An 18,769-nucleotide genomic window follows, 5' to 3' on the forward strand; every position below is an offset into this window, starting at 1 on the left:
AATGTCAGATTGAGTAGTCATTGCTTATTCTCCTGTTAATGGATTATAAGCAGTTACACAGTTTTTAGGAAACTCCCTGCAACTAGCAAGGAAGTAAAAGCTTTGCTACATGCTCACTATACTAAGATAGCGCTCGAAGATAATTAGCTCTTATAATTTGAGCCCGACGTTGCTAAGCTATTATAGTATTGCTTTTCACAGCCAGTATCGAAAGATGAAACATAATTAATTGTGCTATTCAATCATATTTATCAAATCATTTCACCTATGTAAGATTACTAGTCCAGCATCACTAACTCTCGTCCAGCCATCTCCGAAATAAAGAATAACTACCCTGCCCACAAACATAATAACGTTATAGCTAGTCAGCTTATTCGCTTAGTGAATAGATAAGCATTAAGACCTGATATCACCGTGATGAATTACATCCTTGGGTCTGCTTCTATCTACACTCGCTTGCTTTAATATTACCATCATTATATCCGTGTTCATATGATTCGATATCTTGCAACTGACAATACTATGTGCAAAGACGTTAATGATAAACATGAATAGCAGAAAACTACTTTTATTTCTACCTATCTGACATAGATAAAATCTACTGGATTAGAGGATGGTACGATTGATCAAAAGTAACCATTAATAGATAGACGTAGCGAAGCGCATCATGTCCGCGTTTATAGCTTAGATAGGATGATATTAGAAAGGATGTTTCTGAAGATGTGAAAGATACCTGAAAAACTTAATTATTATGATACCTAATTGATAGAACGACCATTATCTTTTGGATAGGTAAAAGTGATTTTTTCTGATAGGTGGTAAGAATCACCGAAGTGATAGTTTTAATTTAGATGCCTACAAATAATATAGCGATGTACACTATTAGAATAAGAGGTTTCTAGCATGTCAACCTATAAGGAGATGTGTGGATTTCATGTAAAGCACTGGCAAAAAAGCCATGAGCGAATTCAATTCGAGCGGGTTCATTATCTTGAGCTGGAAAATACTCGGGTTCATGATTGCTACGAGCCAATATAACTTGCTGATTAGCGAACAAAGTATTAAATAGCTGTATGAGCCAATCGGTAGCTAATCGTTCGCTATCAATTATCAATTCTGCTGTGTGAGTATTGTCAAATTGAGTAATAGACAACTCTTGCCACTGACTTCTTAATTCGTTTAAATACTCATCTTTATCGAAGCACAGTCTATTATTAGGAACATTTTCAGTATGACTCTTTAATTGAAGAAGCTGTTGTAGCAACGAACTTGCTTCAGTAGAAGAAAGTAAATTAGAAAAATTAATTTTATTATCGGATAGATTCATAGAGAAGACATTGACTTAATAAATACTAAAGACAAAAAACTTTAGGTAAAAAGGTAGGTAGTAAAAGAGCTTAAACAAATTTACTATCAAAAATCTTAACATACTAGCGCTAGCAGAATATGGCACTTTCCGTTAGTATGGCAGGCAATATTATACACCGTTTTTATGAATGAGGCCGCGCATGTCAAGCACTCCAGAAACTAAACCGTCAGCACCTCACGCTGACAACAAAAAAGCGCCTGTATCTACTGGCATGCCTGAGCACATCTCCTTAGATAAGTGGGCAGACACTGGCTATGAATGGTCAGGAGAGGTCAAACCAAACTCGTTTGATCGTCTTGCTACTACTCTGAGCACTGAACATGAGCAGTCAGATATACAGCTCAACGCTAACTTATATCGTCGTAACAACGTCTTGCATCTAGCATTTACTTTGAGAGGTGATGTTTGGCTAACTTGTCAGCGCTGTTTACAACCAATCGCTATAGACTTGTCTGATGATTATGACATCGCGCTACTCGAAAACGATAGTCAGGTTCGTTTAGTTAAAGATGAACAAGATTATTTATTACTGGATGAAATCGTTACCGAGCAATCTCCAGAGCGTCTGTTACCATTTAAGAAATTGGTAGAAGACGAAATCTTGCTCAAAACACCAATGGCACCAAAGCATGACGATTGTGAAATGTCTGTTGAGCAGTTTGGTGAAATACCAGAAGAAGAGGAAGGTGAAAATCCTTTTGCTGCTTTAGCCTCGCTAAAAGGCAAGCTATAAGCACCAAAACTATCTACTCGATGCATTTAAAAAACCTTTTATCAGCTTTGTACAGAAGAGTGCAAGGCAGGGCTTTATTAATTTAATAAACATGCGTATAATGTCCGGTTTATTGCATTCGAGCAACCTGTTGCTTGCTGATAGAAACTGACTGGGTAAATTTTTTATAAAATTCAGCCTTGGTCAGTGCTTTATGTGAGTGGCAATCTATTTAACTAATGATGCTTAAGACTTAGGTTGTTGTGATTATATAGCCTCTGTCAGTATCGACTTAAGCTGAATTTCAAGCTTATCCCTTTTAAGTATAGGAGCTATATCATGGCTGTTCAAAAAAGTCGTAAAAGCCGTTCTCGTCGTGACATGCGCCGTTCACATCACCGTATGGAAATTGCTGAACTAAGCGTAGATGCTACTACTGGTGAAAAACATCGTCGTCATCACATGACTAAAGATGGTTTCTACCGTGGTCGTCAACTGTTCAAAGTCAGCCAAGACGCCTAAGACATTGGCTCTATGATAGCTTAGGCGAAGATAATAATAGTACTGGTGACTATTATTGTTTTTGCCTAGTTATTATTAGTCAATAAGCTTTGAGCTAAAAAAAGCCAAGTTATTTCGCTATCATATATTATGTGGCTGGATAACTTGGCTTTTTGTTATTTATAGCTAGACTTATTGCTTAATTCGCTTGTTATTTTTAGTAGATTTAAAAATGTGCTGATATAATCTGCTCCTTTAATTTGGGCAGCGTTACTCTTGCTGTTTGGTTTGCATCCGCTATGATAATAGTGTCTGTCAGTGTATAGTTTACTGACAATCCGTTTTCTTGCATAAATACTTGAAGTAGCGGCTTTGTATAGCATCTAATAATATAATACACCCCATTGTTTTTAGGGATATTTCTAATCAGATAAGGAATATTGGTTATGGCTTCTGTATCCGATATGGTAAAAAAGCAACCCGCTCGTATCGCGGTTATTTTTCCTGGACAAGGATCTCAAGCAGTCGCAATGACGAGCGAGCTTGCTGAAATCTATCCAGAGATACGTGATACATTTACCGAAGCGAGTGATGCGCTTGGCGAGGATTTGTGGGCAATCTGTCAGGACGAAGAAAAACTCAATCAAACCCAATATACTCAGCCTGCGCTTTTGACAGCTAGTATTGCTATTTGGCGTGTCTTACAACAAAAAATAGAAGATACGCCTTGTTATTTAGCTGGTCACTCTTTGGGCGAGTACAGTGCCCTGTGTGCTGCCAATGTGATATCGCTGGGTGATGCAGTCATTTTAGTACATAAGCGCGGTCAGTTGATGCAAGAGGCCGTTGTAGGTGTTGATACTGCTATGGCTGCAGTATTAGGACTAGAAGACAACCGAGTCGAAAACTTGTGTGAGCAAGCAACCGAACACGTAGAAGATGCCGTAGTCGGGGCAGCCAATTTTAATAGTCCAGGACAAGTGGTTATCTCGGGTAACGCTGCTGGTGTTAATGCTGTTATTGATAAAGTCAAAAACACGGGCAAAAAATCTGTTCCTCTAAAAGTGAGTGTGCCATCTCATTGCGCACTTATGGAACCTGCCAGCAATGCATTGGCTGAGATACTAGCGGGTATCAAGTTTGATCAGGCAACCATTCCTGTTATACAAAATCGCTATGCACGCGTTGAAACCAGTGCGGTCGGTATCAAACAAGCATTGACCGAACAGCTGAGCGAGCCAGTACTGTGGTCAAAAACCATGCAAGAGTTAGCTGACAAGCAAATCAATATCTTAATCGAATGTGGCAGTGGTAATGTACTGAGCAATTTGGCGAAGCGTCAGGCGCAGCCAATCGCCAGCTATCCTACTGACAAGCCTGCCCGTCTAGAAAAATTATTGGAGGTGTTATCATGAGCCGTACGATTACATTAGTGACTGGCGCTAGCCGAGGTATTGGCAAGGCAGTGGCCAAGCGTTTTGCTAAAGAAGGACATTTTGTCATCGGAACCGCGACCACTGAAAAGGGCGCTGAGCTTATCGATGACTACCTTCATGATACTGGTGGTATTGGTCGTGTTTTAGACGTACGTGATACTGCTCAAATTGACAAACTGTTTGAAGAGATTGAAAGCGTCTATGGTGCGGTACAAGTGTTGGTTAACAATGCCGGTATTACCCAAGATGGTTTATTGATGCGTATGAAAGATGAAGATTGGGAAAATGTCATCGATACCAATTTGACTTCAGTATATCGCATGAGTAAACGTGCCGTACGCGGTATGATGAAAGCACGCCGTGGTCGTATTATCAACATCACCTCTGTCGTTGCTCAAATGGGCAATGCAGGCCAATCTAACTATGCGGCGACCAAGGCTGGCGTAGAAGGGTTTAGCCGTACGCTTGCACGTGAGATCGGTTCACGCCAAGTGACCATCAACTGTGTGGCACCAGGCTTGATCGAAACGGATATGACAGATGAGCTTGATGAGCGCCTATTGAACTCTATGTTAGATGCTGTACCTATCAGCCGTCTTGGTCAGCCAGAAGACATCGCTGCAGCGGTACATTTCTTGGCTAGCGACGAAGCCAGCTATATTACAGGTGCTGTTATTCCTGTCAATGGCGGCATGTATATGTAGTCAATATATGAGCGTTACACAGTTATAATAAAAAACTGTGTGAACGAGTGTAAACTATAATAAAGGGTGCTATAATGACGGATACTTTTGAGTCAAAGCCCTGTATGATAACAGGGCTTTATTAGACATCAGACAGACTGTATAACATGTCATAGAGTACTCAGACAGCATTGCTAGTCTGGCAAACGCATTTTATATACCATGCTATAGCGTTTAAACAAGGCGATATAGCAGTTTATTAAAAATAATAGATGATAACGGAGTGATCTACATGAGTAATGATATCGAGCTAAGAGTAAAAGCAGCAGTAGCTGAGCAACTAGGTATGAATGTTGAAGACATCAACAACGATGCTTCATTCATGGAAGACCTAGGTGCGGATTCTTTAGACCTAGTTGAATTGGTTATGTCATTTGAAAGTGATTTTGGTATCACTATTCCTGATGAAGATTCTGCAGAATTGACTACTGTTCAAAAAGCAATTGATTACGTACAAGCCCAACTATAATTTGCTGCTTATTTAGCAGATTTATAATGCCGCTTATCTGATTAGATAGGCGGTTTTTTTATGGGCGCGTGATTATTATCTTTAAACGCAGTAATCGAATTTAACATTGACTACGTCAATTCAACATTATTCAACATTATTCAACATACTATTACTATCTACATTGACTCACTTTATTTATACTCATAATAGTAAGTCGTAGAAAAAAATGCCAGTTAGACATTCAAGATATTGTTTGATTGCGTATTTTATTAAAAGAATGATAAATAATAATATTTCAAGGAGTAGATATATGGGTATGTTTAGCTTTGCAAAAGATATCGGTGATAAGATTTTTAACCGTGATGATGAAAAGCATGATGCTAAGACAGAAACGAAAGCAGATGCTAATACACCAGTACAAAGCAGTGAACCGAGTGCACAATCAGTTGCCAATATTTTGTTGCGCCGTATTCAGCAGCAGAATCTTAATATCAGTAACCTAAAAATTAAATATAATGGTTCTACAGATACTGCAGAAATAAGTGGTAATGCTAAAACTCAAGCTGATCGTGAAAAAGCAATTATCGCTATCGGTAATGTGCAAAACGTTGCAAAAGTTATTGATAACATCGATATCGAAGAAGATGCACCTGAATCTACAATGTATACGGTAAAATCTGGTGACAGCTTATCTAAGATTGCTAAAGAAGTTTATGGTTCATCTGGCGACTACATGAAAATATTTGAAGCAAACAAGCCAATGTTATCTGATCCAGATAAAATCTATCCAGGTCAAGTACTACGCATTCCTAAGCCATAATTCTAGAAGAAGCGTATAGAAAGATAGTATTTTGAATATGACATTCTAATAAAAAAAGCCTCTTATTATTAAGAGGCTTTTTTTATATCGTACACTTTAAATAACCACTTTATCTCAGGGAGATTTGATAGTCATAGAGTGATTGGTTAATTAGTCGAGTCTAGCTTATTGTGCTGCTCAGCTAGAGCCCATTCGATATGCTCATCTAGCATGTCATTATGTAAGGTCAATTTAGATTTTAACCGTTCGACTACTTCTAAGCTGGCATTAGCATTGCCAAGTCCGATAGCGATATTACGTAAAAAATTCACATAGCCGGTGCGTCTTAGCGGGCTACCTTGAGTTTTCTTCATAAAGTCGGCTTCTTGCCACTGCCATAGTTCAAGTAAGCTACTATTATCCAGTCCATGTCTTGGTGCGAAGTCATCGACGGTAGTCAGATTGGCATAACGATTCCATGGACAGATTAACTGACAATCATCACAGCCAAAGACCCGATTACCAATTTCGCGTCGATATTTGGTATCGATGACACCATCATGTTCGATAGTCAAATAAGAGATACAAGCAGAAGCGTTGAGCTCATGGGGCGCTACAATTGCTTGAGTAGGGCATATGTCAATACAAGCGCTACAACTACCGCAATGCTCCTTAACTGGTTTGTCATCGGGTAGCTCAAGGCTCAAAAATAGCTCACCGAGTACAAAAAATGAGCCTGCTTGCTTATTGATAAGTAGTGTATGTTTACCTGTCCAACCAAGACCTGCTGCATCTGCAATCGGCCGCTCAAAGATAGGCGCCGAATCGCTAAAAGGTCTAAACACAAATTCTTTCTCTGAACCGATATCTAAATGTTGCCATTCAGGAAGCATTGTTTCTATCTTTAAAGCCAATTGCTTTAAACGACTACGCATTGTCTTATGGTAGTCGCGCCCTCTTGCATAACGCGCGATGATGCCTTTATTGGGATGATCGTTATCAGTGACAGCACGCGGTGTGGGTGCTTGAGTTAGATAGTCCATACGTACGCTGATGATGGTCTTTGCGCCCTCAACTAACTGATCAGGATGAGCGCGCAGATCATGATTATTATGCATAAACTGCAGCTGGCCCTCATAGCCTTTATCTAGCCACTGCTGTAGTTGTTCAATCTGCTGAGTAAACAAAGGATGATGCACAGATAAAAAACCACAATCAGCAAATCCTAGTGCCTGTGCTTGTGCTTTGATCCATTGCTTAACATCAGCTGTGGTTGCAAATACAGTTGGGTTCGTAATGGCAATTCTGTTTTTATCAGTAGGCATAGAGAGTAGGTGCTTATTAGATGTTTTCTCGTTTGTTTTAATCAGATTATTCATATCTGACAATAAGAGATAATGTAAATACCGCTATGATAAGCCAGTGAGCAATGAGTGCAAGTATAAAAGAAAATAAACTCACATTCATATTGATACATAAGTCGAGGTAAGCTTTTGCTAAGCTGATATGAGAAATGAGCAATCAAATTTAAATAGAATAAAAAATGAGTAGAAACACCAAGGATAAGTTATGAGAAATAATACCAATTTGTCACCTATAAAAAATACAAAACCTATTGCGCTATATAATAGTGAGCAGGTTTATGCGATGGAGCAGGCTTGGTTTGCAGAGGGATACGACAGTTTTGGTTTGATGAAACAAGCTGCTTGGCAAATGACACAGCAAATAGAGCAGATTTATGAGCGAAAAACCGTCAGTGCCAGCCATTCTACCAATACTAACGTTTATCACCGTAGTGCTCATCCACGTCGAGCAAGTATCTGGGTAGGGAAAGGTAACAATGGTGGTGATGGTTGGCTTATCGCTCATTATTTACAGCAAGCTGGCTGGCAAGTAGAAGTAATGACGGTTGGTTTTAGCGAAAATGATTTTGTTATCGATGATCAACCAGTAACTTCTAAAAATCCTAGCGATAAACAAAGCGATAGTAGCAATATTACTGACGCGACAAAGGCATTACAGATAGCCCTAGCTAGCAGCTGCAACTATCAACGATTTGAGGGCATTATTAGTCACGATGATGCGGATAAAATAAACTTGCCAGCTGATGTTTATATCGATGCATTATTTGGTATTGGCTTAGATCGTGCACCAGAAGGTATTTATGAATTAGCTATTAACGCTTTTAACAACGCTACTCAGCAAAATAACGCCCTAGCAATAGCAGTTGATATTCCAAGTGGGTTAGTGGCCTCTACCGGTGAAGTTTTCGAACGCATAGCAATACAAGCCGACGTGACTCTATGTTTGATTGCGCGTAAGTTTGGTCTACATACCAAAGATGGTACAGACTATAGCGGAGACGTAGTCGATATACCGTTGATACCTTATCAAATGGCATGTCCGCAAACAGCTAGCCATCATATGGTAGCTGAGAAAAATGCCAGTCAAGCATTTGAGCCAGTTGCTACGCTGCTGACGGCTGCACATAGTATGAAGCCACGTCGCCAGAACAGCTACAAAGGCAGCTATGGTCATGTATTAATCATTGGCGGAAATCGCGTCGATGGCTCTCAAGGTATGGGCGGAGCTGCCATACTGTCTGCGGCCAGTACGATGGCGACAGGTGCTGGTAAAATAACGGTTGCCTGCCATGAGGCTTTTCATGGGTCACTATTGACTCCATTACCAGATGCGATGACCATTAATCTACATGACGCAAGCGGCGTAAAAGGTCTGATTAAGCAGGCTAGTGTCGTTGCTATTGGGATGGGACTTGGCCGTGACGAAAAAGCCAAAGCATTATTTATTGATTATGTACAGGCTGCTATAGAGAATGAAAAATCAATTGTGATCGATGCAGATGGACTTTATCACTTGGCATCACTGCACATGGGTAATCATGAGCTAATAACAGAGCTACGAGAATATAGTACTAATCATCGGGTTTGCTTGACGCCACATAGTGGGGAAGCAGCTAGACTACTTGATCAAAAGATAAGTAAGATTGAGTCAAATAGACTACAAGCTATAAAACAGTGTGCTGCAACATATGGTGGTAACTGGGTATTAAAAGGGGCAGGATCGCTAGTGCTAGAACAAGAAGAGGGAAAAGAGCAAATATACGTCTGTGATGTAGGGAATGCTGGCATGGCAACCGCTGGCATGGGTGATGTGTTATCTGGAGTGACCGCTGGACTATTGGCACAGCAAGATTTATCAGTAGAGGCGCGTAGCTTGCATCAAGCGGTTCTTATACATGGGTTTGCAGGAGATGTATTAGTCAATCAAGCGAATAGCGACACCAATACATTGCTAGTGGGCCAACGAGGGCTACAAGCTCAAGATATGCCAGCAGCCATTCGTCACGTTATGCAGCTTATGATAGTTTGATATTTGCTTTCAAGAGATTTGACTAGGTAGAAGGGTTGGAGCAATACTGAGTAATCGCTTGCTGTACGCGCTCGCGCTTAAGCTCAATCTCACGACCATCTAGATACTGGCGTTTGCCGTTAGCATCCATCTCATAGATACGTCCGCCTACATTTAGGTTGGTCAAGTTATTACGTAATGACTGGCAGCGTTGGGCATTAGCCTGAGCTTCTTGTTCTTTAATACGTGCTTCAAGTGCTGCTACTCGTTGTTCTTCTGCCGTTTGAGCATTGCTGCTCTGGTTAGGATCTGTTTTTCCTGCCATTTGCCCTGCATTGTTCTGTCTACCATCACTACGAAATTCAATCAGTTCGATATTTTTACCGACTTGCGGTGCATGTTGGCTATATTTTACTTCACCATGTGCCCCAATAGATTTATAAACTTGAATAGCCTGACTGGCATTCATGGACAGCATTAGCATACACGCGGTACTCATCAACAGTTTGGCAGCGGTATTTATCTTAAACGCATATGCCATAGTAGCAATCCTCTTATTTAATAAAAATCAAATGTATATGGGTGTAAATATAACACTTGAACATTTTATTGGTAGTAATAATGTATCGACTATCGATTCTAGCAAATAATACTTATCAATGTATATTATTTAATAACTAATAGTTTGGGATAGGCTTTAGAAGTTTTTCTTGACAATAACTCGTAAACCATCGAATATAATAGCAGTTGATTGGTCAGTGAGCGGCTTTTACGATGTTGCCGTGGCACTTGAGAAAGAAAACGACGAGTTACTTATCGGTAGCTTATGCAGTTTTATTTCCTTTGTGATAATGATATAGCAAGCGTAGTGGCAAAACGACCACTATTGATAGCGATACATTGTCTCCGGACTTATCTGTCTACAATGACTAAGATAAACTTATTATTTGAAATGTGCTAAATGTGTTTTTAGCAGTTGTATCAAAAGCGATATAGTACGCCGTTGAGAGATTTCCCCAAAGCCTATTGTAAGTTCTAAAGATCTTATAATTTAGCATTGGTTATGAAGTTTTTTTGCTTGTGTATATCGATGCATCTGTACAAATAAAGTCACACGAATAAAGTCACAATAGGTACTTGTTAGTATCGAATCTCAATAATAAGCGCCTTCTTTTATAGATGCACTCGCATCTTGTCACTGTATATCGATAAACATCCATCACAAAGCTGACCTAAAATACACTGCTATGTTTGATTAGTATTGTCCTATGAGACAGTGTTAATTAAACTTATTAGGCAGATATTCTTGATATGGACAAGAATTAGCGATCATTCAGTAAGTAAAAATAACGACGGTAAGTAATTATTTTTGCTCATAGAATCCCGCAAATTCTCGCCGCAAAAAAAGGTGATGACAGTGACGCAAACCACGCAAAGTCCGAACATGACGGGACATACCCAAACGGGTAATGCCGCCAAAAATTTTGAACAAAAGCAACAACGTCTTGCAGAAGGTAGTGCACAGCCTGTGATGCTATCGGGCGCTGAAATGCTGGTGCAAGCACTGACTGACGAAGGTGTCGAATACATCTTTGGCTATCCAGGTGGCGCGGTCTTACACATTTATGATGCGCTGTTTCAGCAAGAAAATATTGAGCACATCTTAGTACGTCATGAGCAAGCAGCGGGCCACATGGCCGATGCTTATTCGCGAGTGACTGGTAATACTGGTGTCGTGTTGGCCACATCAGGCCCTGGTGCGACCAATACCGTGACAGCTATTGCTACTGCCTTTATGGATTCTGTACCAATGGTTGTAATCGCAGGTCAGGTACCAAGCAGCCTAATCGGTGAAGATGCTTTCCAAGAAACAGATATGGTAGGTGTATCACGTCCTATCGTTAAGCATAGCTTTCAAGTACGCCATGCTAGCGAAATTCCAATGATTGTAAAAAAGGCATTTTATATTGCCCAGACTGGTCGCCCAGGCCCTGTCGTCATTGATGTGCCAAAAGACATGACTGCGCCTAGCGAAAAATTTGCTTACGAATATCCAGAAGAAGTGTTTATACGCTCGTATCAGCCGTCACTCAAAGGTCATAGCGGTCAAATCAAAAAAGCCATTGAAACGCTATTAGCAGCGCAGCGTCCTGTTGTATATGCAGGCGGCGGTGTGATTTGGAGCAATGCGCACGAAGAGTTAACAGATCTTGCACATCGTTTGAATTTACCAGTGACCAATACCTTGATGGGGCTTGGTACATTCCCTGGCTCTGATCGTCAGTTCTTAGGTATGCTTGGCATGCATGGTACTTACGAAGCCAATATGAGCATGCATCACGCTGATGTGATTTTAGCTGTCGGCGCGCGTTTCGATGATCGTGTAACCAATAACGTCAAAAAATTCTGCCCTAACGCAACCATCATTCATATCGATATCGATCCTGCGTCAATTTCAAAAACGATTCTTGCGCACATTCCTATCGTAGGTGATGTGAAGTCGGTCTTAACGGACATGCTAGAGATTGTTGGTCAAGACAAACAGTTAGAGCAGCACGCATTGCTCGATTGGTGGTCACAAATTAATGAGTGGCGTAAGCGTCATGGCTTACGTTATGACACCAGCACAGATAATGGTATTAAGCCACAAAGTGTTGTACAAGCTCTAGATAAAGTGACTAACAGTAACGCTATTATCACAAGTGACGTCGGTCAGCATCAGATGTTTGCGGCACTTTACTATACTTACAATGAGCCACGTCAATGGCTGAATTCAGGTGGTCTTGGTACCATGGGTGTTGGTCTGCCGTATGCAATGGCTGCCAAACTTGCCAATCCTGAGCGTGATGTGGTTTGTATCACGGGTGAAGGCTCTATTCAGATGAATATCCAAGAGCTATCGACCTGCTTGCAATATAACTTACCAGTTAAAATTCTGAACATTAACAATGCGCAGCTTGGTATGGTGAAGCAGTGGCAAGATATGCTATATGAAGGTCGTCATGCCCAGTCTTATATGAACTCCTTACCAGATTTTGTCAAATTGGCTGAAAGCTATGGTCATGTCGGTATCAAAATTACTGACCCTGCGACTATGGAGGCACAATTGGCTGAAGCAATGGCTATGAAAGACAAACTGGTATTTATCGATGTTTACGTCGATCGTAATGAGCATGTATATCCAATGCAAATCGCTGGACAGGCCATGCGTGATATGTGGTTAACAAAAGGGGAGCGTACCTAATGCAACAACAACATCTGATTTCGGTATTGATGGAAAACGAAGCGGGTTCGTTGTCGCGGCTAGTCGGCTTGTTCTCACAACGTGGCTACAATATCGAAACTTTGAACGTCGCACCTACTGATGACCCAAGTATTTCACGTCTAACGGTTACGACCATTACGTCACCTGAAAGAATTGAGCAGATCACCAAACAATTGCATAAATTGATTGAAGTGGTTAAAGTGCTTAATCTGACGGAGAACGTGCACGTTGAGCGTGAATTGATGCTCATTAAAGTCCGTGCAACGGGCGGTGTGCGTGAAGAGATTAAACGTAGCGCAGATATTTTCCGCGCACAAATCGTCGATGTAAATTCGAACTTATATACGATTCAAATCGTGGGCGACAAAGCCAAACTTGATGGTTTTATCGATGTGATTGGCCGTGAGCGTATCATGGAAGTGGTTCGCTCAGGTGTTATCGGTATTGCCCGCGGTGAAAAAACCCTAAGCATTTAAGTATTTATCAAGACCAGTTTAAACCAATATTTATTTATCTAATCAACAAAGCGCTTATCTTAGTCATTATATTGACTACAGCATAAGCGTTTACTATCCATGGCAAGCCATGATTGAGAACAAGGACTCTATTTATGAACGTTTATTATGACAAAGATTGTGACCTATCTATTATCCAAGGTAAAAAAGTTGCCATTATCGGTTACGGTTCACAAGGCCATGCACACGCGCTTAACCTACAAGATTCAGACGTCGATGTAACTGTTGGTCTACGTGCAAACTCAGGATCATGGAAAAAGGCTGAAAATGCTGGTCTAAAAGTTGCTGAAGTAGAAGAAGCGGTAAAAGCTGCTGACGTTATCATGATTTTGACGCCTGACGAGTTCCAAAAAGAGCTTTATAATGATGTGATCGAGCCAAACATCAAAGAAGGCGCGACACTAGCTTTTGCTCACGGTTTCGCAATCCATTACAACCAAGTGGTACCACGTGGCGATCTTGATGTCATTATGGTTGCACCAAAAGCACCAGGTCATACTGTACGTTCAGAGTTCGCTAAAGGCGGCGGTATCCCTGATCTTATCGCTATCTATCAAGACGCTTCTGGTCAAGCCAAACAGTTAGCATTATCGTATGCTGCTGGCGTTGGTGGTGGTCGTTCAGGCATCATCGAAACAACGTTCAAAGATGAGACTGAAACGGATCTATTCGGTGAGCAAGCCGTACTTTGTGGTGGCGCAGTAGAGCTAGTTAAAATGGGCTTTGAGACGCTAACAGAAGCGGGCTATGCACCAGAAATGGCTTATTTCGAATGTCTACATGAGCTAAAGCTTATCGTTGACTTGATGTATGAAGGCGGCATCGCTGACATGAACTACTCAATCAGTAACAACGCTGAATACGGTGAATATGTTACTGGCCCTGAAGTTATCAATGAGCAGTCACGTGAAGCCATGCGTAATGCACTAAAACGCATCCAGTCTGGTGAATACGCGAAGATGTTCATCTCTGAAGGCGCAACCAACTATCCATCAATGACTGCGCGTCGTCGTAATAACGCTGATCATCAAATCGAAATCACTGGTGCCAAGCTACGTGGCATGATGCCATGGATCGGCGGCAACAAAATCATCGATAAAGACAAAAACTAAGTTTTATACCGATAAAAGTCTTATACCGATAAAAGTCTTATTCAGATAAAAATCTGATTTAGATGAAGTAGCCCGTGTTATCACTTGATAGCATGGGTTTTTTTATGCAAAGTATTTGATAGGCGCTTTGCGCTTTGATTTGAATCGGGGTTATCGGTTGAAAACTATTAATTGCTACCCAATATAAGCAGGCACCTTAACATTGGCCAAAGCGCCTTTGCGATCAACATTTATCATTGTTCTTACCCGTTTCTAAATATTCGAAGCGGGCGGATGCTTCATTCTCACTTTCTATAGATAATAGGTTGTATGCTGTGCAAATATCTTATTCAGACTGGCTAACGCCGCAATTCGTATATATTACTCTTAGCGCTGTGGTAGCAGTTTTAATTTGGATAGAAGGGGAGATGCTCAAACAGACCGATGGCAAACTGCCTCAATCTAAGTTCTTCAAAGTTAGTTCATTGTTAGATACGCTATGGTTCTTCATATCAGTGGTGATTTTATACGTTATTGATTTGACCCCGTTAGCTATCACAGTGCCTGCTGCATATGGCATATACACGACCTTTGGTTGGATATATGGTACCAAGCTACTTAAGCGCAAAGGCATCCCTGACTCTCCTAAAGATTTGGTCATTCCATCAAAATATATTGCCTATAGTCAGTCATTTTCATTGGTGTTTTTTGCGTTATGTTTGCTCGTATTGAGTTCAGCATGGCTACCAACATCGTCATTGCAATGATTGATATTCCAACCTATCATCATCTATGTCGACTTATTTAATTAGTGGTTTACTGATGAAGTTGTAGTACATCTATAAATAAAAACTATTTTATATCAATAAGATATAGAGCTGATTACTATCGATGTTAGCTTGCAACAATAGTTAGTATTTATTTACAAAAATCAGCAATTTAGACTGTTCCTACCATGGAAAACTGTTATAATCAGACTGTACTCAAGATATTTGAGGCAAAAAATCCAAATTTTCTTTAAGATTATTTAGCATTTTTGGCCGCCGCATTTAGCAGAAAATATTAGGGTATATATCAATTAATCGGTGATGACACAAGTCTCGCCAACAGTTAAAGAGTCAGGAAAATTTATGTCAGATAAAGTTGAAGGCACTGTAAAGTGGTTTAATGAAGCTAAAGGTTTTGGTTTTATCGCTCAAGACAACGGCGGACAAGACGTATTCGCTCACTACAGCGCTATCCAAGGTAACGGTTTCAAAACTCTAGCCGAAGGCCAAAAAGTGTCTTTCATCTTAGGTGATGGCAAAAAAGGCCCACAAGCTGAGCAAATCGAAGCTATCTAATCTCATTCATCGTTAAGTTAACTGCTTGTCAGTAAGCTTAATGACAATAAGATTATCAATATGCATTGATTACTTTGTTTGTTAAAACAATAAAAATACTGTATCGACTTTAAAAAGAAGCAACCTCTTATCAGGTTGCTTTTTTTATGGGACTTTTCTGGTATGACAAAGTGTTGCTAATGTAAGGCGCTATTGATTTTGACGGTTAACATCATCAGGTAATAATGAACAATGATTTAATAAAAATGTAATAGATAAGGTTGTATTATGAAGTGGGAAAACTGGCTTTCAATTGACTGGCAACAGGTGCTCGGGATTTCTTTATCTGCAGTAGGCTTTTACGTAGGGCTGATGTCGTTTACTCGATTGATGGGTTTGCGCAGTTTTTCCAAGTTATCAAGCCATGATTTTGCAATGACGGTGGGTATTGGTAGTATATTGGCGTCGACGGTATTGTCAGATAAGCCCTCTCTATTTCAAGGATTGTTTGCTGTTGCGGTATTATTCTTAATTCAGGGCGTTATTTCAGTTATCAGACGCAAAATAAAACCGCTAAAAGCACTGATAGACAATCAAGCTATTATCCTAATGGCTCATGGTGAGTATCTAGAAGACAACTTAAAAGAAGCCAATCTTAGTACCAGCGATGTGCAGGAAGTGCTACGTAAAAATGGTATCAAAGCGAAAACAGAAGTGTTTGCGGTGATTATGGAGACGACAGGTGATATGAGTGTCATCAAAAGTAACGATGTTGAACCTGACTGGTCTTTATTTGACGATATACGAGATAGCGAATTATTGCTTGGCGCTAGTAAGAATAGTAAGTCGCAGGTCTAGCTTGACTAATTAACTAACTATTTTTATCCGTTAACCTCAAAGAGATAAATAATAACAAAATATTAAGTAAAGCTGAGGCTTAGAATGCTATAAAGGTACAAGTATTTTGAGCTGTTGAACAACGCAAATCATGAAATGATGCGCTTATAGACTATTTATTGTAGAGTGTTGACAAATTTATGACGCATTATTCACGGCGTTGTCTTGACCTTATCTGCCTGCTGACGCAAGATACATAGGTCTGATAATAACGGTTGGCTTAGCTTTAGCAGATTTTATTAGTAAGAGATACAATGCTAATATGCTCTTAGATATTGGCTAATCTTTCTTAGTTAACAATATTCTGTTGATGTAGTAATAACCTTGAGCAGTATTTTGAACGACAATTTGAACCACAACGAACCTTTGGTTCTTAACTGACAATTTTTAACTCATAACATTAATAAACGAGGAACGTATGAAAGCATTAGTAGCGGTCAAGCGTGTCATTGATTATAACGTAAAAGTTCGTGTAAAAGCCGACAACTCTGGCGTTGACTTATCAAACACTAAAATGTCAATCAACCCTTTTGATGAAATCGCAGTAGAAGAAGCGGTTCGTCTGAAAGAAGCTGGCGTCATTGATGAGATCATTGTTGCTTCAATCGGTCCAAAAGAGTCACAAGAGCAGATTCGTGCAGCCCTAGCGCTAGGTGCTGACCGTGGTGTGTTAGTAGTAAGTGACGAAAAACCATATCCATTACAAGTTGCTAAGATTCTAAAAAGTATCGCCGAAGCTGAAAGCACTGATATTATTTTATTAGGTAAGCAAGCGATTGATGATGACAACAACCAAACTGGTCAGATGCTAGCAGCATTGATGGGTATCGGTCAGGGTACGTTTGCATCAGAAGTGAAAGTTGAAGGCGACAAAGTAAACGTAACGCGCGAAATCGATGGTGGCCTACAAACTGTTGCACTTGATTTGCCAGCGGTCATCACGACTGATCTACGTTTGAATGAGCCACGTTATGCTAAATTGCCTAACATCATGAAAGCGAAGAAAAAACCACTTGATGAGAAAACGCCAGCAGATTTCGGTGTTGATATGACATCTAAGCAAGAAATTATTAAAGTCGTGCCACCTGCTGACCGTAAAGCTGGTATTACAGTAGGGTCAGTTGATGAGTTGGTCGATAAGCTAAGAAACGAAGCAAAAGTCATTTAATGTTTTAATGATTGGATGCTTCGCTACGGCATATCCTGTACAAGGTTAAGAATTTGAAGGCTATAAGTTTGACTGCTTTATTTCATATTAAATGATAGTTGCTCAAATAGCTTTGTACACAAACAACCGCATGAATAGATAATACGAATATATAAAGGACTAAAACCATGGCAATTTTGGTATATGCAGAACATGACAATGCCAGTCTAAAAAAGGCAACTTTAAACACGATCGCTGCTGCTAAACAAATGGGTGATGATATCCATGTATTGGTTGCTGGTAGTGGTAGCCAAGCTGTAGCTGATGAAGCGGCAAAAGCAGAAGGCGTGACTAAAGTACTATTGGCTGACAATGCTGCTTATGAGCATCAATTGGCAGGCAACGTGGCGCTATTGGTCGCTGATATCGCTGGTGATTACAGCCATATCCTAGCGGCTGCGACCACGACTGGCAAAAACTTTATGCCACGCGTTGCTGCGTTACTTGACGTCAGCATGTTGTCTGAAATCTCAGGTGTAGTAGATGCGCAAACGTTTGAGCGTCCTATCTACGCAGGTAATGCAACGGCAACAGTAAAAACAACAGAAGACAAAGTGGTACTAACAGTACGTACTACTGCGTTTGACCCAGTGGCAAGCGAAGGCGGTTCAGCTACTGTTGAAACTATCGATAATGTACAAGAAACTGGCAAAGCTAGCTTTGTGAACGAAGAAATGGCTAAGTCTGATCGTCCAGAATTGACCTCAGCTGGTATTGTTGTTTCTGGTGGTCGTGCATTGGCAAACGGTGAAAACTTCACCAAGTACATTGAGCCATTAGCTGACAAGCTAGGCGCTGCTGTTGGTGCCTCACGTGCCGCTGTTGACGCAGGCTATGTACCAAATGATATGCAGGTCGGTCAAACGGGTAAAATCGTTGCACCGCAGCTATATATCGCCGCTGGTATCTCAGGCGCGATTCAGCATTTGGCTGGTATGAAAGATTCTAAGGTCATCGTTGCTATCAATAATGACCCAGAAGCCCCTATCGCTAGCGTTGCTGATTATTTCTTAGAAGCTGATTTGTTCGAAGCACTGCCTGAGCTTACTAGCAAAGTTTAATGTATAGTCACAGAACTACTAAACGGCT

At 40.5% G+C, this 18,769-nt stretch carries 18 protein-coding genes; 15 read left to right on the top strand and 3 right to left on the bottom strand.

Annotation, left to right across the window (positions count from 1 at the left end):
* Nucleotides 1-898 precede the first annotated feature (898 nt).
* Nucleotides 899-1,327 carry an elongation factor P hydroxylase gene (locus QO187_RS09645; RefSeq protein WP_102092523.1) on the bottom strand — a complete coding sequence of 143 codons (429 nt, stop codon included), beginning with the start codon at nucleotides 1,325-1,327 and terminating at the stop codon, nucleotides 899-901.
* A gap of 181 nt (nucleotides 1,328-1,508) precedes the next feature.
* Between QO187_RS09645 and QO187_RS09650 the strand changes: the two genes are divergently transcribed.
* The 6 genes from QO187_RS09650 to lysM all read left to right on the top strand — a co-directional run bounded on the left by QO187_RS09650 (nucleotide 1,509) and on the right by lysM (nucleotide 6,032).
* Complete coding sequence (locus QO187_RS09650) at nucleotides 1,509-2,102, top strand: DUF177 domain-containing protein (protein ID WP_102092524.1); 594 nt, start codon at nucleotides 1,509-1,511, stop codon at nucleotides 2,100-2,102.
* A gap of 318 nt (nucleotides 2,103-2,420) precedes the next feature.
* Nucleotides 2,421-2,603 carry a 50S ribosomal protein L32 gene (gene rpmF, locus QO187_RS09655; RefSeq protein ID WP_057758809.1) on the top strand — a complete coding sequence of 61 codons (183 nt, stop codon included), beginning with the start codon at nucleotides 2,421-2,423 and terminating at the stop codon, nucleotides 2,601-2,603.
* A 425-nt stretch (nucleotides 2,604-3,028) separates the two neighbouring features.
* Nucleotides 3,029-3,997, top strand: a complete 969-nt coding sequence (gene fabD, locus QO187_RS09660; protein ID WP_102092525.1) for an ACP S-malonyltransferase — start codon at nucleotides 3,029-3,031, stop codon at nucleotides 3,995-3,997.
* Complete coding sequence (fabG, locus tag QO187_RS09665; RefSeq protein ID WP_057758813.1) at nucleotides 3,994-4,722, top strand: 3-oxoacyl-ACP reductase FabG; 729 nt, start codon at nucleotides 3,994-3,996, stop codon at nucleotides 4,720-4,722. Before fabD ends, fabG begins: the two co-directional genes overlap by 4 nt.
* 271 nt (nucleotides 4,723-4,993) lie before the next feature.
* Complete coding sequence (acpP, locus tag QO187_RS09670; RefSeq protein ID WP_057758815.1) at nucleotides 4,994-5,230, top strand: acyl carrier protein; 237 nt, start codon at nucleotides 4,994-4,996, stop codon at nucleotides 5,228-5,230.
* 292 nt (nucleotides 5,231-5,522) lie between these two features.
* On the top strand, nucleotides 5,523-6,032 hold the full coding sequence (lysM, locus tag QO187_RS09675) for a peptidoglycan-binding protein LysM (protein ID WP_057758817.1): 510 nt from the start codon (nucleotides 5,523-5,525) through the stop codon (nucleotides 6,030-6,032).
* A gap of 146 nt (nucleotides 6,033-6,178) precedes the next feature.
* On the opposite strand, the gene queG is transcribed toward lysM, so the two are convergent.
* The gene (gene queG, locus QO187_RS09680; protein ID WP_228153116.1) at nucleotides 6,179-7,336 is read right to left on the bottom strand and encodes a tRNA epoxyqueuosine(34) reductase QueG; all 1,158 of its coding nucleotides are present in this window, start codon (nucleotides 7,334-7,336) and stop codon (nucleotides 6,179-6,181) included.
* A gap of 244 nt (nucleotides 7,337-7,580) precedes the next feature.
* Between queG and QO187_RS09685 the strand changes: the two genes are divergently transcribed.
* Entirely contained in the window at nucleotides 7,581-9,404 is a 1,824-nt protein-coding gene (locus QO187_RS09685; protein ID WP_102092527.1) for an NAD(P)H-hydrate dehydratase, read from the top strand.
* A 22-nt stretch (nucleotides 9,405-9,426) separates the two neighbouring features.
* On the opposite strand, the gene QO187_RS09690 is transcribed toward QO187_RS09685, so the two are convergent.
* Nucleotides 9,427-9,924 (bottom strand): DUF4124 domain-containing protein, encoded by a 498-nt coding sequence (locus QO187_RS09690; RefSeq protein ID WP_102092528.1) that lies wholly within the window; start codon nucleotides 9,922-9,924, stop codon nucleotides 9,427-9,429.
* Nucleotides 9,925-10,914: 990 nt separating this feature from the next.
* Here QO187_RS09690 and QO187_RS09695 point away from each other — a divergent pair.
* The 8 genes from QO187_RS09695 (at nucleotide 10,915) to QO187_RS09730 (ending at nucleotide 18,741) form a co-directional block, all read left to right on the top strand.
* Nucleotides 10,915-12,627, top strand: a complete 1,713-nt coding sequence (locus QO187_RS09695; RefSeq protein ID WP_197411831.1) for an acetolactate synthase 3 large subunit — start codon at nucleotides 10,915-10,917, stop codon at nucleotides 12,625-12,627.
* The gene (ilvN, locus tag QO187_RS09700) at nucleotides 12,627-13,124 is read left to right on the top strand and encodes an acetolactate synthase small subunit (RefSeq protein WP_057758828.1); all 498 of its coding nucleotides are present in this window, start codon (nucleotides 12,627-12,629) and stop codon (nucleotides 13,122-13,124) included. Before QO187_RS09695 ends, ilvN begins: the two co-directional genes overlap by 1 nt.
* 134 nt (nucleotides 13,125-13,258) lie before the next feature.
* Complete coding sequence (gene ilvC, locus QO187_RS09705) at nucleotides 13,259-14,275, top strand: ketol-acid reductoisomerase (protein WP_102092529.1); 1,017 nt, start codon at nucleotides 13,259-13,261, stop codon at nucleotides 14,273-14,275.
* A 314-nt stretch (nucleotides 14,276-14,589) separates the two neighbouring features.
* Nucleotides 14,590-15,021 (top strand): hypothetical protein, encoded by a 432-nt coding sequence (locus tag QO187_RS09710; RefSeq protein WP_102092530.1) that lies wholly within the window; start codon nucleotides 14,590-14,592, stop codon nucleotides 15,019-15,021.
* 363 nt (nucleotides 15,022-15,384) lie between these two features.
* Nucleotides 15,385-15,597 (top strand): cold-shock protein, encoded by a 213-nt coding sequence (locus QO187_RS09715; RefSeq protein ID WP_057758834.1) that lies wholly within the window; start codon nucleotides 15,385-15,387, stop codon nucleotides 15,595-15,597.
* Nucleotides 15,598-15,864: 267 nt separating this feature from the next.
* On the top strand, nucleotides 15,865-16,434 hold the full coding sequence (locus tag QO187_RS09720; protein WP_102093282.1) for a DUF421 domain-containing protein: 570 nt from the start codon (nucleotides 15,865-15,867) through the stop codon (nucleotides 16,432-16,434).
* 457 nt (nucleotides 16,435-16,891) lie between these two features.
* Nucleotides 16,892-17,641, top strand: coding sequence for an electron transfer flavoprotein subunit beta/FixA family protein (locus QO187_RS09725; protein ID WP_057758837.1), 750 nt, complete (start codon nucleotides 16,892-16,894; stop codon nucleotides 17,639-17,641).
* Nucleotides 17,642-17,808: 167 nt separating this feature from the next.
* Entirely contained in the window at nucleotides 17,809-18,741 is a 933-nt protein-coding gene (locus QO187_RS09730) for an electron transfer flavoprotein subunit alpha/FixB family protein (protein WP_057758839.1), read from the top strand.
* Nucleotides 18,742-18,769: the final 28 nt, after the last annotated feature.

Origin of the sequence: Psychrobacter sp. Arc9 (assembly GCF_041431295.1) — a bacterium.
GTDB lineage: Bacteria > Pseudomonadota > Gammaproteobacteria > Pseudomonadales > Moraxellaceae > Psychrobacter.

Bases quoted from the DNA above. Each gene is read 5' to 3' on its own strand.
- queG (WP_228153116.1), bottom strand. From the start codon at position 7,336: ATGCCTACTGATAAAAACAGAATTGCCATTACGAACCCAACTGTATTT.
- ilvC (WP_102092529.1), top strand. From the start codon at position 13,259: ATGAACGTTTATTATGACAAAGATTGTGACCTATCTATTATCCAAGGT.
- QO187_RS09715 (WP_057758834.1), top strand. From the start codon at position 15,385: ATGTCAGATAAAGTTGAAGGCACTGTAAAGTGGTTTAATGAAGCTAAA.
- QO187_RS09685 (WP_102092527.1), top strand. From the start codon at position 7,581: ATGAGAAATAATACCAATTTGTCACCTATAAAAAATACAAAACCTATT.
- fabD (WP_102092525.1), top strand. From the start codon at position 3,029: ATGGCTTCTGTATCCGATATGGTAAAAAAGCAACCCGCTCGTATCGCG.
- ilvN (WP_057758828.1), top strand. From the start codon at position 12,627: ATGCAACAACAACATCTGATTTCGGTATTGATGGAAAACGAAGCGGGT.
- QO187_RS09725 (WP_057758837.1), top strand. From the start codon at position 16,892: ATGAAAGCATTAGTAGCGGTCAAGCGTGTCATTGATTATAACGTAAAA.
- lysM (WP_057758817.1), top strand. From the start codon at position 5,523: ATGGGTATGTTTAGCTTTGCAAAAGATATCGGTGATAAGATTTTTAAC.
- acpP (WP_057758815.1), top strand. From the start codon at position 4,994: ATGAGTAATGATATCGAGCTAAGAGTAAAAGCAGCAGTAGCTGAGCAA.
- QO187_RS09645 (WP_102092523.1), bottom strand. From the start codon at position 1,327: ATGAATCTATCCGATAATAAAATTAATTTTTCTAATTTACTTTCTTCT.
- QO187_RS09690 (WP_102092528.1), bottom strand. From the start codon at position 9,924: ATGGCATATGCGTTTAAGATAAATACCGCTGCCAAACTGTTGATGAGT.
- rpmF (WP_057758809.1), top strand. From the start codon at position 2,421: ATGGCTGTTCAAAAAAGTCGTAAAAGCCGTTCTCGTCGTGACATGCGC.
- QO187_RS09695 (WP_197411831.1), top strand. From the start codon at position 10,915: ATGCTATCGGGCGCTGAAATGCTGGTGCAAGCACTGACTGACGAAGGT.
- QO187_RS09720 (WP_102093282.1), top strand. From the start codon at position 15,865: ATGAAGTGGGAAAACTGGCTTTCAATTGACTGGCAACAGGTGCTCGGG.
- QO187_RS09650 (WP_102092524.1), top strand. From the start codon at position 1,509: ATGTCAAGCACTCCAGAAACTAAACCGTCAGCACCTCACGCTGACAAC.
- fabG (WP_057758813.1), top strand. From the start codon at position 3,994: ATGAGCCGTACGATTACATTAGTGACTGGCGCTAGCCGAGGTATTGGC.
- QO187_RS09730 (WP_057758839.1), top strand. From the start codon at position 17,809: ATGGCAATTTTGGTATATGCAGAACATGACAATGCCAGTCTAAAAAAG.